12 protein-coding genes are annotated in these 13,636 nt (G+C 71.6%); 9 read left to right on the top strand and 3 right to left on the bottom strand.

Annotated features, from left to right (window positions below):
• Positions 1–5: 5 nt before the first annotated feature.
• Positions 6–2,144: a transketolase gene (gene tkt, locus GA0070611_RS12995; RefSeq protein ID WP_091663329.1), complete on the bottom strand. Its 2,139-nt coding sequence runs from the start codon at positions 2,142–2,144 to the stop codon at positions 6–8.
• 265 nt (positions 2,145–2,409) lie between these two features.
• Here tkt and GA0070611_RS12990 point away from each other — a divergent pair, with 265 nt between their 5' ends.
• The 3 genes from GA0070611_RS12990 (at position 2,410) to GA0070611_RS12980 (ending at position 4,887) form a co-directional block, all read left to right on the top strand.
• On the top strand, positions 2,410–3,375 hold the full coding sequence (locus GA0070611_RS12990; protein ID WP_091663325.1) for a heme o synthase: 966 nt from the start codon (positions 2,410–2,412) through the stop codon (positions 3,373–3,375).
• 252 nt (positions 3,376–3,627) lie between these two features.
• A complete protein-coding gene (locus GA0070611_RS12985; RefSeq protein ID WP_091663322.1) occupies positions 3,628–3,963 on the top strand; it encodes a hypothetical protein in 336 nt (111 codons plus the stop codon).
• Between the two features lie 6 nt (positions 3,964–3,969).
• Complete coding sequence (locus tag GA0070611_RS12980) at positions 3,970–4,887, top strand: ATP-grasp domain-containing protein (protein ID WP_091663319.1); 918 nt, start codon at positions 3,970–3,972, stop codon at positions 4,885–4,887.
• Between the two features lie 20 nt (positions 4,888–4,907).
• Here the strand turns inward: GA0070611_RS12980 and GA0070611_RS12975 are convergent, their stop codons facing one another.
• Positions 4,908–6,581, bottom strand: coding sequence for a right-handed parallel beta-helix repeat-containing protein (locus tag GA0070611_RS12975; protein WP_091663316.1), 1,674 nt, complete (start codon positions 6,579–6,581; stop codon positions 4,908–4,910).
• A gap of 86 nt (positions 6,582–6,667) precedes the next feature.
• Positions 6,668–7,630 carry a COX15/CtaA family protein gene (locus tag GA0070611_RS12970; protein ID WP_197675919.1) on the bottom strand — a complete coding sequence of 321 codons (963 nt, stop codon included), beginning with the start codon at positions 7,628–7,630 and terminating at the stop codon, positions 6,668–6,670.
• Between the two features lie 98 nt (positions 7,631–7,728).
• On the opposite strand from GA0070611_RS12970, the gene GA0070611_RS12965 reads away from it, so the two are divergent.
• From GA0070611_RS12965 to GA0070611_RS12940, 6 genes are all read left to right on the top strand, one after another.
• Positions 7,729–8,520, top strand: coding sequence for a helix-turn-helix transcriptional regulator (locus GA0070611_RS12965; RefSeq protein ID WP_091663308.1), 792 nt, complete (start codon positions 7,729–7,731; stop codon positions 8,518–8,520).
• Entirely contained in the window at positions 8,517–9,947 is a 1,431-nt protein-coding gene (gene sufB / locus GA0070611_RS12960) for a Fe-S cluster assembly protein SufB (protein ID WP_091663303.1), read from the top strand. The genes GA0070611_RS12965 and sufB overlap by 4 nt, the downstream gene beginning before the upstream one ends.
• 97 nt (positions 9,948–10,044) lie before the next feature.
• Positions 10,045–11,187: a Fe-S cluster assembly protein SufD gene (gene sufD, locus GA0070611_RS12955; RefSeq protein WP_091663300.1), complete on the top strand. Its 1,143-nt coding sequence runs from the start codon at positions 10,045–10,047 to the stop codon at positions 11,185–11,187.
• Positions 11,187–11,513: a non-heme iron oxygenase ferredoxin subunit gene (locus tag GA0070611_RS12950; protein ID WP_091663297.1), complete on the top strand. Its 327-nt coding sequence runs from the start codon at positions 11,187–11,189 to the stop codon at positions 11,511–11,513. Before sufD ends, GA0070611_RS12950 begins: the two co-directional genes overlap by 1 nt.
• A complete protein-coding gene (sufC, locus tag GA0070611_RS12945; RefSeq protein ID WP_091663293.1) occupies positions 11,513–12,286 on the top strand; it encodes a Fe-S cluster assembly ATPase SufC in 774 nt (257 codons plus the stop codon). Before GA0070611_RS12950 ends, sufC begins: the two co-directional genes overlap by 1 nt.
• Before the next feature lie 6 nt (positions 12,287–12,292).
• A complete protein-coding gene (locus tag GA0070611_RS12940) occupies positions 12,293–13,600 on the top strand; it encodes a cysteine desulfurase (RefSeq protein ID WP_091663288.1) in 1,308 nt (435 codons plus the stop codon).
• Positions 13,601–13,636 lie beyond the last annotated feature (36 nt).

The raw sequence follows: 13,636 nt of genomic DNA, 5'->3' as shown, positions 1-13,636 counted from the left end.
TCCCCTCAGCTACCGGTCGTGAAACCGGTGATGTCGCCCACCCGGGTCAGCGCCGCGTGCGCGGCGGCGACGATCCGGTCGGGCGTGAACCCGAACTGCTCGAACAGCACGGTGTGCGGAGCGCTGGCGCCGTAGTGCTCCAGGCTGACACTCTCGCCGCTGTCGCCGACGATCCCGCGCCAGGACATCGCGATCCCGGCCTCCACGCTCACCCGTGCCTTTACCCCGCGCGGCAGGACCGACTCCCGGTACGCCTCGTCCTGCTCGTAGAACCACTCCTGGCAGGGCATCGAGACGACCCGGGTCGGGGTGCCGTCGGCCTCCAGCCGCTCCCGGGCGGTGAGGCAGAGCTGCACCTCGGAGCCAGTGCCGACGAGGATCACCTGCGGCTTGCCGTTGGACGCCTCGGCCAGCACGTAGCCGCCCTTGGCGGTGCCCTCGGCGGGGGCGAACTGCTCCCGGTCGATGGTCGGCAGCGGCTGGCGGGACAGCGCCAGCGCGGTCGGCCGGTCGGTGTGCTCCAGCGCCTGCCGCCACGCCCACGCGGTCTCGTTGGCGTCGGCCGGGCGGACCACGTCCAGCCCGGGGATGGCGCGCAGCGCGGTGAGGTGCTCCACCGGCTGGTGGGTCGGGCCGTCCTCGCCCAGGCCGATCGAGTCGTGCGTCCAGACGTAGGTCACCGGCAGCTTCATCAGCGCGGCGAGCCGCACCGACGGGCGCATGTAGTCGCTGAAGACCAGGAACGTGCCGCCGTACACCCGGGTGCCGCCGTGCAGCGCGATGCCGTTGAGGATGGCGCCCATGGCGTGCTCACGGATGCCGAAGTGCAGCGTGCGGCCGTACTCGTCGCCCGGGAAGTCCTTGGTGGCGTGCACCGCCGGGACGAACGACGGCTCGCCCTTCATGGTGGTGTTGTTGCTCTCGGCCAGGTCGGCCGAGCCGCCCCAGAGCTCGGGCAGCACCGGGGCGAGCGCCTCCAGGACCTTGCCGGAGGCGGCCCGGGTGGCGACGCCCTTGGCGTCCGCCGGGAAGGTCGGCAGCGCGTCGGTCCAGCCCTGCGGCAGGGTACGGGTGGACATCCGCTCCCACAGCGCCTCGCGCTCCGGGTTGGCCTTCGCCCACGCGTCGAACCGGGTGGTCCACTCGGCCTGCGCCTCGGCGCCGCGCTCGAGCACCTGGCGGGCGTGCTTGAGCACCTCCTCGTCGACCTCGAAGGTGCGCTGCGGGTCGAAGCCGAGCAGCTCCTTGGTGGCCTTCACCTCGTCGGCGCCGAGCGCCGAGCCGTGGATCTTGCCGGTGTTCTTCTTGTTCGGCGCGGGCCAGCCGATGATGGTGCGCAGCGCGATGAAGGAGGGGCGGGCGGTCTCCGCGCGGGCCGCCAGCAGCGCCCGGTAGAGCGCCTCGGTGTCCTCGTGGTAGTCGTCCTGGTCGGCGTCGCCGCGCCGCCAGTCGACGGTCTGCACGTGCCAGCCGTACGCCTCGTAGCGGGCCGCCACGTCCTCGCTCTTGGCGATCCGGGTGTCGTCCTCGATCGAGATCTCGTTGTCGTCGTAGATCACGCAGAGGTTGCCGAGCTGCTGGTGGCCGGCGAGCGCGCTGGCCTCGTGGGTGATGCCCTCCTCGATGTCACCGTCGGAGGCGATGCACCAGATGTCGTGCCGGAACGGCGAGTCGGCCGCGTCCGGGTCCGGGTCGAACAGGCCGCGCTCGCGGCGGGCCGCCATCGCCATGCCGACCGCGTTGCCCAGACCCTGGCCGAGCGGCCCGGTGGTGGTCTCCACGCCCGGGGTGTGCCCGTGCTCCGGGTGGCCCGGGGTGAGCGAGCCCCACTGGCGCAGCGACTTCAGGTCGTCCAGGGCCAGCGGGTAGCCGGAGAGGAAGAGCTGGATGTACAAGGTCAGGCTGGAGTGCCCGGCGGAGAGCACGAACCGGTCCCGGCCGGGCCAGTTCGGGTCGGCCGGGTTGTGCCGCATGACCCGGTTGAAGAGGAGGTAGGCGGCCGGGGCGAGGCTCATCGCCGTGCCCGGGTGGCCGTTGCCGGATTTCTCCACGGCGTCCATGGCCAGCACGCGGACCGTGTCGACGGCCCTGCGGTCGAGGTCGGACCAGTTGAGAGCGGGAAGCTCGGGTCGGTTGGCAGCCACGATGGTTGTGCTCCTCGGCAGATGGGCGGAACCCTCACTGATGACCCTATCGAGCGGCCCTAAACGTCCGCCCGGGGATCTCGGCATGGTGTTCTGTGCTCCCTCGACCGGATCGGTGGTTCACCGTCGGGTGTGACGGCTCGCACCGTTGTCGGGTCTGCGGGGCAGCGAAAACGACGACGCGTAGTGTGTGGGGCGGTGTGTGGACCCGGACGGGTCCGGGCCGACCCCGATTCCCCCCGCCGAAGCCGGAAGGTGGCAATCCGTGAGCATGATCACCGAGCGCCCCGTCAGCAACTCTGCCGGGCAGCCGCCGGTGCGTACGGCCGCGGTGGAGGCAGCGCCGGCGACCGGACGACGGGACGTGCGGGCCGTGGTGGCCGCGTACGTCGCCCTGACCAAGCCGCGGATCGTCGAGCTGCTGCTGGTGACCACCGTGCCGGCGATGATGCTCGCCGACGGCGGGATGCCGTCGCTCTGGCTGGTGGCCGTGGTGCTGGTCGGTGGTTCGCTCGCCGCCGGGGCGGCCAGCGTGCTCAACTGCTACATCGACCGGGACATCGACCAGTTGATGCGGCGCACCAAGCGGCGCCCGCTGCCGGCGCACACCGTGTCGCCGCGCCACGCGCTGGTCTTCGGCCTGGCGCTGGCGGTGGTCTCCACCGTGCTGATGGCGGTCTTCACCAACTGGCTGGCGACCGCGCTGACGGTGGCCGCGATCGCCTACTACGACCTGGTCTACACGCTCTGGCTGAAGCGGACCACGACGGCGAACACGTTCTGGGGCGGCGCCTGCGGCGCGGCGCCGGTGCTGATCGGCTGGGCCGCGGTGACCGGCTCGCTCTCCGCCGCCGCGTGGGGCCTGTTCGCGGTGGTCTTCTTCTGGCAGATGCCGCACTTCTACGCGCTGGCGATCAAGTACAAGGCGGACTACGCCCGGGCCGGCATCCCGATGCTGCCGGTGGTCGCCTCGGTCCGCCGGGTGAACGCCGAGATCATCGGCTTCTCCTGGCTGACCCTGCTCTCCTCGCTGGCCGTCTGGCCGCTGGGGATGAGCCCGATCTACGGGGTGACCGCGCTGGTGGTCGGCGGCATCTTCGTCGTCGAGGCGCACAAGCTCTGCCGGCGCGCGGCGCGCGGCGAGGCGGTCAAGCCGATGCGGCTGTTCCACTGGTCCACCACCTACCTCACCATCCTCTTCGCGGCCGTCGCGCTCGACGCGTTGGTCTGAGCCGTCCGGCACTGACCGCGGTGGATGAGAGTTCCCGCAGGTCGGGGATTTCATCAGAATTTTTTTCGGCCTGAGCGGCACCCGCTCAACCCGGACAGATTGTGACGATATCCCCTGTCCGGTTCGTCCTGACATAGGTGGACAAGTCCGGGCGAATCACCTGTGGTCTTCCTTAAACCCGCAGGTAATTGGCATCACAATTAGTTCATGGTTCTCGCACATGAGGGTGGAAGTCTGCTTAGGCTTCCCGTCATGGCAGATGGTTCCGATACGACGCTGACGGCCGAGAAGACCGTCTCCGAGCAGGCCCCCAACGGCCTGGTCGCGGGCATCAAGTCGTTCGCCGCCGGGCACGGCGGGGCGAAGGCGGTCATCGAGTACGTCGGCAAGCGCGGTGCTCGTATCGTCCTCGTGGGTGAGGACGGGGTCTGGGCCGACCAGTTCGCGGACGGCACCGACGTCGCGCGACAGGCCTGCGCCAAGGCGGGAGTCACCGTCGAGAACGCGTGGGAGCGTGAACTGATGGACCAGATGCGTCCGAGCAACGACCTCTGGCGGTCGATGGCCCGGCGCACGATGGCCCGTTGACATAAATTGACCGACCACCACCAGTCGACCCGGGGGGAACCCCGGGTCGCTCTCGTCACCTGTGCCGACCTGCCCGAACTCGACCCCGACGACCGGCTCGTGCGCGCCCCGCTCGCCGCACGCGGGATCGCCACCGAGGCCGTCCGCTGGGACGACCCGGCCGTCGACTGGTCCGGCTACGACCTGGTCGTGCTCCGCTCGCCCTGGGACTACGCGCTGCGCCGCGACGAGTTCGTCGCCTGGGCCCGGACCGTCCCGCGCGTGGTCAACCCCGCCGACGTGGTCGCCTGGAACACCGACAAGCGCTACCTGGCCGAGCTCTCGGCCGCCGGGGTGCCGACCGTGCCGACCGCCTGGGTCGAGCCGGGACAGGACTGGTCGCCGCCCGCCGACACCGGCGAGTACGTGATCAAGCCGGCGGTCAGCGCCGGCAGCCAGGACACCGGCCGGTACGACCTGGCCGACCCGGAGCACCGGGAGCTGGCCGGGGCGCACGTGCGCCGGCTCTCCGCGGCCGGCCGGGTCACCATGGTCCAGCCGTACCTCGGCGCGGTGGACACCGCCGGGGAGACCGCGCTGCTCTTCCTGGCCGGGCCGGACGGCCTGGAGTTCAGCCACGCGATCCGCAAGGGGCCGATGCTCACCGGGCCCGACCCGGGGGTGGCCGCGCTCTACAAGGAGGAGCGGATCGACCCCCGGACGGCCACGCCCGAGCAGCTCGCCGCCGCCGTGAAGGCCCTCACGGCCGTCCCCGGCGGCACCGGCCGGCTGCTCTACGCCCGGGTCGACCTGATCCCCGGCCCGGACGGCGGGCCCGTCCTGGTCGAGCTGGAGCTGACCGAGCCCAGCCTGTTCATCGGGTACGCCGACGGCGCCCCCGAACGGCTGGCCACGGCGATCGCCACCCACCTGGCCCGCGACTGAGCGACCCGCCGGCGGGTCGCTCAGTCGACCTCCTGGTGGTTGCGCTGCCAGTGCCCGCCCACCGGCGGGGTGTCCAGGCGGACCGCCTCCTCGGCGTTGCCGGCGAAGTCGTTCTCCTCGACCCGGCAGGACAGGCAGCTGCCCTGCCCGGTGACCCACAGCCCGTACGTCTGGGTCTGCTCGTCCCGGTGGTCCCAGATCCGGTTGGCCCGCACCGTGGCGGCGTCGAAGGCGGCGTTGACGGTGAGCCCGGCGCGGACCGGCGGCGGGTCGGGCAGTTCGTAGCGGGCGCCGGGCGGCGGGGTGTCCTCGTTCCAGCCGGTGACCGCGTCCGGGCGCACCTCGGCGAGGGTCAGCTCGGTGCCGGTGTTCGCGGCGACCACGGCCGCGCGGGTGCCCACCCGGACCACCTTCCCCCGGTGCCCGTCGTGCGGCCAGTCGGCCGCCGAGTCGACCAGCTTGCGGTGGCCGTAGCGGACCGACTCGCCCGATCCGCTCGCGGCCGGCGCGCAGCGGCGACCGTTGTTGCGGATCCGGTTGTTGACCACCGTCGCGTCGGTCATCGGCCGGTCGACGCGGATGCCGTCCAGGCCGTTCTCCCAGATCTCGTTGCCGTCCAGCACCACGTCGGCGGCCGGCCCGCCGAACCCGTGCCCGAGGTCGTGCTCGTGGTACCCGTACCCGCCGTTGCGGCTGATCCGGTTGCCCCGGATGGTGTACGGGCCGGGGGAGTTGCCCATGCTGATCCCGTCACCGACGTTGCGGTCCAGCACGCAGTCGGCGAGCAGCCCGCCCCGCCCGGCCACGCCGGCGGTGCCGTTGGCCGAGACGTCGAAGCCGGCCTCCAGGTTGTCGGTCATCGTGCAGGCCGAGACGATCAGCCCGTCGGTGCCCCAGTCCGAGATGCCGAACCGGTTGGCCTGGCTGTGGCAGCCCACGATGCGGTAGCCGCGCGGCGGCGTCCACCACTCCTTCTGCAGCTCCAGGAAGATCCCGTTGGTGCCGTTGCCCACGGTGGTGCAGTTGGCGATGGTGAGCCGCTCCACATCGCCCCAGCCGCCCACGCCGATGCCGATGCCGGCGCCGCCCATCTGCTCGCCGTTGTCCAGTCGGCCGCAGCCCACCGCCACCACGCCGTCGATCAGGCTGTCCTGGAGGAAGTCGCAGCCCAGTCCGCTGGCCCCGGTGTGGTGGATGTAGAGGTTCCGGAAGACCGCCCGGACCATGTACTGGATGCCCAGGCCCTTGGCCAGGTACTGGTACCCGACCTGGCCCACCCCGGAGCCGTCGATCTCGAAGTCGGCGAAGGTGCAGTCGGCGATGTGCCGCTGCGGTCCGGCCCCGTGCTGGAGCACGGTCCAGTAGGCCAGCGGCACCGGCTCGGCCCGGTTGCCCTCGTTGCTGAGCAGGAAGCGGGTCGCCGCCGGGCCGGCGCCGATCAGTGACACCCCGCTGCGCCACACCGTGCCGGCGTCGCGGATCGAGTAGATGCCCGGCGGGCAGTGGATGACCCGGGCCCGGCCGTCGGCCGCGTACCCGTCGCCGAGGCGGTCGACCAGCGCCGACAGCGCCGGCTGGTCGTTGGTGACCCCGTCGCCGGCCAGCCCGAACTCCCGGGCGTCGCACCACAGCGGCGCGCCGGCCACCGGGGTGAGGCGCTGCGGGACGGCGGTGGACAGCCCTCTGCTGGACACGGTGGCGCTCCCCTCGGCGGACGGAATTCTCCGCCGCCGGGTTCCCCGCCGGTCCGCCGGCTAACGCCCGGTGTCCGGTGCCGCCCTCAGACGCCCGCGGTGACCGGTTCGGCGGCCGGGGCGGTGGCAGCCGGCGGGGAGACCGCCCGGCGCTCGCGGGTGGCCCAGAGCACCGCCAGGGTGGCCAGCAGCACCAGGCAGGAGCCGAGCATGTGCGCGGCGACCAGCAGCGCCGGCAGGTGGGTGAAGTACTGCACGAAGCCGATCAGGCCCTGGCCCAGCTCGACCGCGACCAGCACGGCGGCGGCGCGCGCCGCGCGGACGGCGCCGACCGCCCGGAACGCGAACAGCAGCGCCACGGAGAGGCCGATGAGCAGGAACACCCCGTCGGCGTGCACCTGGGAGATCGCCTGCGGGTCGAGGCCGTTGCGGGCCGCGCCCCGGTCGCCGGCGTGCGGGCCGCTGCCGGTCACCCAGGTGCCGACCACCAGCACCGCCGCGCTGACCAGGGTGGTGAGCAGCGCGAGGGTACGCAGCGGCGCGGGCACGGTCGGGGTGGTCGGGCCGTCCGGCTCGACGGTGCGCCGCCAGAGCGCGTACGCGGCGGCGATGACCGCCATCGAGGCGAGGAAGTGCAGGCCGACGACCCAGGGGTTGAGGTGGGTCAGCACGGTGATGCCACCGATCACGGCCTGGGCCGGGATGCCGAGGAAGACCGCCACGGCCAGCGGCAGCAGCCCGCGCGGGCGGGGCCGTCGGGCCACCACCGCGAGCAGCACGGCCAGCGCGATGATGCCCACCGCGAAGGTGAGCAGCCGGTTGCTGAACTCGATCACCCCGTGCACGCCCATCTCGGCGGTGGTGTGGTACGACTCGTCGGTGCACCGGGGCCAGGTCGGGCAGCCCAGCCCGGAGGCGGTGAGCCGGACCGCCCCGCCGGTGACCACGATCGCCACGTTCGCGATGATCGAGGCGTACGCGAGGCGACGCAGCAGGGTCGGGGTGACCGGGAACCGGACGGAAGCCTTCACGGAGCGAATCCTACGCACCGTAGTGGATCCCGATCGGGTGACTCCGCCACCCCGGTGGTCGGGATCACCGGACCCCGGGTTTGCGGCCCCTCGGCGAATTACGTAACGTTGCCGTTGTGAAAAACGCGGCGGCGCTCTCCGAGCAGCTCCCGGTGACCGGTCCGGTCGCCGGTGGCGGTTCGTCGCGTCGCGCCCGCCCGGCCGAGCCGGAGCCGGCCGTGTCCACCGACCTCTCCACCCGGGACCGGGTGACCCAGCTGCTGCTGGAGCGGGGCGCGACCACCGCGGCCCAGCTCGGCGCGCTGCTCGGCCTCAGCTCGGCCGCGATCCGCCGGCACCTCGACGCGATGCTCGCCGACGGCGACGTGGTCGCCCGGGAGCAGACCGTGCGGGGCAGCCGGGGGCGGGGCCGGCCGGCCAAGGTCTTCACCCTGACCGAGGCGGCCCGGGTGCGCTGCGGCACCCACCACTACGACAACATCGCCACCGCGGCGCTGCGCTGGATCGCCCGCACCGGTGGCGCGCACGCCGTCGAGTCGTTCGCCGCCGAGCAGGTCTCGGCCCTGGAGGAGCGCTGCCGGGCGGCCATGGAGGACGCCGGCGACGAGCCGCTCGCCCGGGCCGAGGCACTCGCCGGGGCGCTGACCGCCGAGGGCTACGCTGCCAACGCGTCCACGATCGCCTCCGGCGGGCAGCTCTGCCAGCACCACTGCCCGGTGGCGCACGTGGCCGCCGAGTTCCCCCAGCTGTGCGAGGCCGAGACCGCGGTGATCTCCCGTCTGGTCGGCACCCACGTGCAGCGCCTGGCCACCATCGCGCACGGCGACGGGGTGTGCACCACGCACATCCCGGCCCAGCCGCGTGCCCAGTCCGGTAACACCGTCACCACTGTGAGGACAGATAGATGACCGAGCAGATCGTCCAGCCCCTGACCCAGGAGGAGCAGCTCGCCGCCCTCGGTCGTTACGAGTACGGCTGGGCCGACCCGGACGTCGCCGGGGCGGCTGCCCAGCGCGGCCTCAACGAGGCGGTGGTGCGGGACATCTCGGCCAAGAAGAACGAGCCGGCCTGGATGCTCGACCTGCGCCTGAAGGGCCTGCGGCTGTTCGACCGCAAGCCGATGCCGGCCTGGGGCGCGGACCTGACCGGGATCGACTTCGACAACATCAAGTACTTCGTGCGCTCCACCGAGAAGCAGGCCACCAGCTGGGAGGACCTGCCGGAGGACATCAAGAACACCTACGACCGGCTGGGCATCCCGGAGGCGGAGAAGCAGCGGTTGGTCGCCGGCGTCGCGGCGCAGTACGAGTCCGAGGTCGTCTACCACAAGATCCGCGAGGACCTCGAGGAGCAGGGCGTCGTCTTCCTGGACACCGACACCGCGCTGCGCGAGCACGAGGACATCTTCAAGGAGTACTTCGGCACGGTGATCCCGGTCGGCGACAACAAGTTCGCCGCGCTGAACACCTCCGTCTGGTCCGGTGGCTCGTTCATCTACGTGCCGAAGGGCGTGCACGTGGAGATCCCGCTGCAGGCCTACTTCCGGATCAACACGGAGAACATGGGCCAGTTCGAGCGGACGCTGATCATCGTCGACGAGGGTGCGTACGTGCACTACGTCGAGGGCTGCACCGCGCCGCTCTACTCCTCCGACTCGCTGCACAGCGCGGTCGTGGAGATCATCGTGAAGAAGAACGCGCGCTGCCGCTACACGACCATCCAGAACTGGTCGAACAACGTCTACAACCTGGTCACCAAGCGGGCCGTCTGCCACGAGGGCGCGACCATGGAGTGGGTCGACGGCAACATCGGCTCCAAGGTGACCATGAAGTACCCGGCGGTCTACATGACCGGCGAGCACGCCAAGGGCGAGGTGCTCTCGGTGGCCATGGCCGGCGAGGGCCAGCACCAGGACGCCGGCGCCAAGATGGTGCACGCCGCGCCGCACACCTCCTCGACCATCGTGTCGAAGTCGATCGCCCGGGGCGGCGGCCGGACCTCGTACCGGGGCCTGGTGCAGGTGCTGGAGGGCTCCACCAACAGCCGCAGCACGGTCAAGTGCGACGCGCTGCTGGTCGACACCATCTCCCGCTCCGACACCTACCCGTACGTCGACATCCGTGAGGACGACGTGGCGATGGGGCACGAGGCGACCGTCTCCAAGATCAGCGACGACCAGCTCTTCTACCTGATGAGCCGGGGCCTGAGCGAGGACGAGGCGATGGCGATGATCGTGCGCGGCTTCATCGAGCCGATCGCCAAGGAGCTCCCGATGGAGTACGCCCTGGAGCTCAACCGCCTGATCGAGCTGCAGATGGAGGGCGCGGTCGGCTGACGCCGCCTCCGCCCGGCCACGGTCGGGCCCGGACCCGGTACGCCGGGTCCGGCCCGGCCCGCTTCGACCCTCCGATTCATGACAGACCAAGGAAGAGATGACTACCCAGGCTTCCGCGCCGCCCAGCACCAAGTCGCAGGCGCTCCGCTCGTACGACGTCGCCGACTTCCCGGCCCTCACCGGCCTGGAGGAGGACTGGCGCTTCACCCCGCTCAAGCGGCTGCGGGGCCTGACCGGTGACGTGTCGGCCGCGACCGGTGCGGTCCGGCACGAGTACGGGGACCTGCCGGCCGGCGTGACCGTGTCGCGGATCGGCACGGACGACCCGCGGGTCGGCAGCGTGCTCACCCCGGTCGACCGGGTCAGCGCGCTGGCCTACGGCCGCGCCGCGGACGCGCTGCTGGTGCAGGTCGCCGCGGACGCCGTGGTGGACGCCCCGGTGCGCCTGCGGGTGGTCGGTGACGGCGCCGACGGGCTGGCCTTCGGGCACACCTTCGTCGAGGTGGGCCGGTTCGCCGAGGTGACCCTGGTGCTGGAGCACCTGGGCTCCGCCACGCTCGCCGACAACGTCGAGGTGCAGGTGGCCGACGGCGCGAAGCTGCACCTGGTCACCGTCGCCGACTGGGCGGCCGACGCGGTGCAGGCCCAGCACCTGAAGGTCAAGCTGGGGCGCGACGCCAAGGTCGTCCACGTCCAGGTCACCCTCGGCGGCGACCTGGTCCGGCAGAACACCACCGTGGAGTACACCGGCCGCGGCGGCGAGGCCGAGCTGTACGGCCTCTACTTCGCCGACTCGGGTCAGCACCTGGAGCACCGGCAGCTGGTCGACCACAACACCCCGGACTGCCGCAGCTACGTCGGCTACCGGGGCGCCCTGCAGGGCGCGGACGCGCACACCGTCTGGGTCGGTGACGTGCTGATCCGGGCCGAGGCGACCGGCACCGACACGTACGAGATCAACCGGAACCTGCTGCTCACCGACGGCGCGCGGGCCGACTCCGTACCCAACCTGGAGATCGAGACCGGCGAGATCGCCGGCGCCGGGCACGCCAGCGCGACCGGCCGCTTCGACGACGAGCAGCTCTTCTACCTGATGGCCCGCGGCATCCCGGCGGAGGAGGCGCGCCGCCTGGTGGTGCGCGGCTTCTTCGCCGAGCTGATCAACAAGATCCCGGTCGAGGAGCTGCGCGAGCGGCTCGGCGACGCGATCGAGGCCCGCCTCGCGAAGGCCGGCGCCTGATGATCCGGATCTGCGCCGTCGAGGACGTGCCGAAGGGCACCGCGATCAGCGCCGACGTCGAGGGCACCCAACTCGCGATCGTGCACGGCGAGGACGACGTCTTCTACGCCGTGCACGACGAGTGCTCGCACGCCGCCGTGGCCCTCTCCGAGGGCGAGGTCGAGGGCTGCACGCTGGAATGCTGGCTGCACGGATCCCGTTTCGACCTGCGTACCGGTGAGCCGACCGGGCTGCCCGCGACCGAACCCGTACCCGTCTACCCCGTCGAAGTCCGCGACGGCGACATCTACGTCAGTCTGACGCCGAGCAATGGAGTGACCCGCTGATGAGCACCCTGGAGATCCGCGACCTGAAGGTGTCGGTCAAGCTGCCCGAGGGTGAGCTCAAGCCGATCCTCGCCGGTGTCGACCTGACCGTGAAGTCGGGCGAGACCCACGCGATCATGGGCCCGAACGGCTCCGGCAAGTCGACCCTGGCGTACTCGATCGCCGGCCACCCGAAGTACGAGATCACCGGCGGTTCGGTGACCCTCGACGGCGAGGACGTGCTGGCCATGTCCGTCGACGAGCGGGCCCGCGCCGGCCTCTTCCTGGCCATGCAGTACCCGGTCGAGGTGCCCGGCGTCTCGGTGGCCAACTTCCTGCGCACCGCCAAGACCGCCATCGACGGCGAGGCGCCGAAGCTGCGCACCTGGGCCGGCGAGCTGCGCGGCGCCATGGAGAAGCTCCAGATGGACCCGGCGTTCGCCCAGCGCAACGTCAACGAGGGCTTCTCCGGCGGCGAGAAGAAGCGGCACGAGATCGTGCAGCTGGAGCTGCTCAAGCCGAAGATGGCGATCCTCGACGAGACCGACTCCGGCCTGGACGTGGACGCGCTGCGCGTGGTCAGCGAGGGCGTCAACCGGGTGCGCGACACCGGCGACACCGGCCTGCTGCTGATCACCCACTACACGCGGATCCTGCGCTACATCAAGCCCGACTTCGTACACGTCTTCGTGGCCGGCCGGATCGTCGAGCAGGGCGGCCCGGAGCTGGCCGACAAGCTCGAGGAAGAGGGCTACGAGCGGTACGTCGCCGGGGCCGGCGCGGCGCGGGCCTGACCTGACATGACCTCCTCCCTCGCGATCCCGGCGGGCATGCCGCAGTACGACGACGTGCCCCGCTTCGACGTGGCGCGGGTGCGGGCCGACTTCCCGATCCTGGAGCGGGAGGTCAACGGGCACCCGCTGGTCTACCTCGACAGCGCCAACACCTCGCACAAGCCGCGTCAGGTGCTCGACGTCCTCGCCGAGCACTACGCGCGGCACAACGCCAACGTGTCGCGCTCGGTGCACACCCTGGGCACCGAGGCGACCGAGGCGTACGAGGGCGCCCGGGCGAAGATCGCCGCGTTCGTCAACGCGCCGAGCGTCGACGAGGTGGTGTTCACCAAGAACTCCACCGAGGCGATCAACATCGTGGCGTACGCGTTCTCCAACGCCTCGCTGCGCCCGGACGCCGACCCGCGGTTCCGGATCGGCCCGGGCGACGAGATCGTGATCTCCGAGATGGAGCACCACTCGAACATCGTGCCGTGGCAGCTGCTGGCCGAGCGGACCGGCGCGACCCTGCGCTGGTTCCCGGTCACCGACGCCGGCCGGCTGGACGAGTCGGGGCTGGACGACCTGGTCACCGAGCGGACGAAGATCGTCTCGCTGGTGCACACCTCCAACATCCTCGGCACCGTCAACGCCACCGGGCGGATCACGAAGCGGGTCCGTGAGGTGGGCGCGCTGCTGCTGCTCGACTGCTCGCAGTCGGTGCCGCACATGCCGATGGACGTGGTCGACTACGACGCCGACTTCATCGTCTTCACCGGGCACAAGATGTGCGGCCCGACCGGCATCGGCGTGCTCTGGGGGCGCTCCGAGCTGTTGGCGGCGATGCCGCCGGTGCTGGGCGGCGGCTCGATGATCGAGACGGTGTCGATGGCACGGTCGACGTTCGCCGCGCCGCCGGCCCGGTTCGAGGCGGGCACCCCGCCGATCGCCGAGGCGGTCGCGCTCGGCGCGGCGGTGGACTACCTCACCGGCATCGGGATGCGCGCGATCCAGTGGCACGAGAAGGAGCTGACGGCGTACGCGCTGGACGCCCTCGCCACCGTGCCGGGGCTGCGGATCTTCGGTCCGAACGTGCCGGTCGGCCGGGGCGGGACGATCTCGTTCGCGCTGGGCGACGTGCACCCGCACGACGTCGGGCAGGTGCTCGACTCGCTCGGCGTCCAGGTCCGGGTGGGGCACCACTGCGCGAAGCCGGTGTGCACCCGGTTCGGCGTACCGGCCATGACGCGGGCGTCGTTCTACCTGTACACCACCACGGAGGAGATCGACGCGCTGGTGGCCGGTCTCGAGCAGGTGCGGAAGGTGTTCGGATGAGCTGGGCGACGCAGGAGCCGGGCGAATCGATGGGAG

This window comes from Micromonospora auratinigra (assembly GCF_900089595.1).
Classification (GTDB): domain Bacteria; phylum Actinomycetota; class Actinomycetes; order Mycobacteriales; family Micromonosporaceae; genus Micromonospora; species Micromonospora auratinigra.
Note: the sequence above shows the minus strand (reverse complement) of the source record. Positions and strands in the feature narration are given on the sequence as shown.

Excerpts from the sequence above, each read along its gene's own strand:
- GA0070611_RS12985 (WP_091663322.1), top strand. The coding sequence starts at position 3,628 with ATGGCAGATGGTTCCGATACGACGCTGACGGCCGAGAAGACCGTCTCC.
- sufB (WP_091663303.1), top strand. The coding sequence starts at position 8,517 with ATGACCGAGCAGATCGTCCAGCCCCTGACCCAGGAGGAGCAGCTCGCC.
- sufD (WP_091663300.1), top strand. The coding sequence starts at position 10,045 with ATGACTACCCAGGCTTCCGCGCCGCCCAGCACCAAGTCGCAGGCGCTC.
- GA0070611_RS12950 (WP_091663297.1), top strand. The coding sequence starts at position 11,187 with ATGATCCGGATCTGCGCCGTCGAGGACGTGCCGAAGGGCACCGCGATC.
- sufC (WP_091663293.1), top strand. The coding sequence starts at position 11,513 with ATGAGCACCCTGGAGATCCGCGACCTGAAGGTGTCGGTCAAGCTGCCC.
- GA0070611_RS12940 (WP_091663288.1), top strand. The coding sequence starts at position 12,293 with ATGACCTCCTCCCTCGCGATCCCGGCGGGCATGCCGCAGTACGACGAC.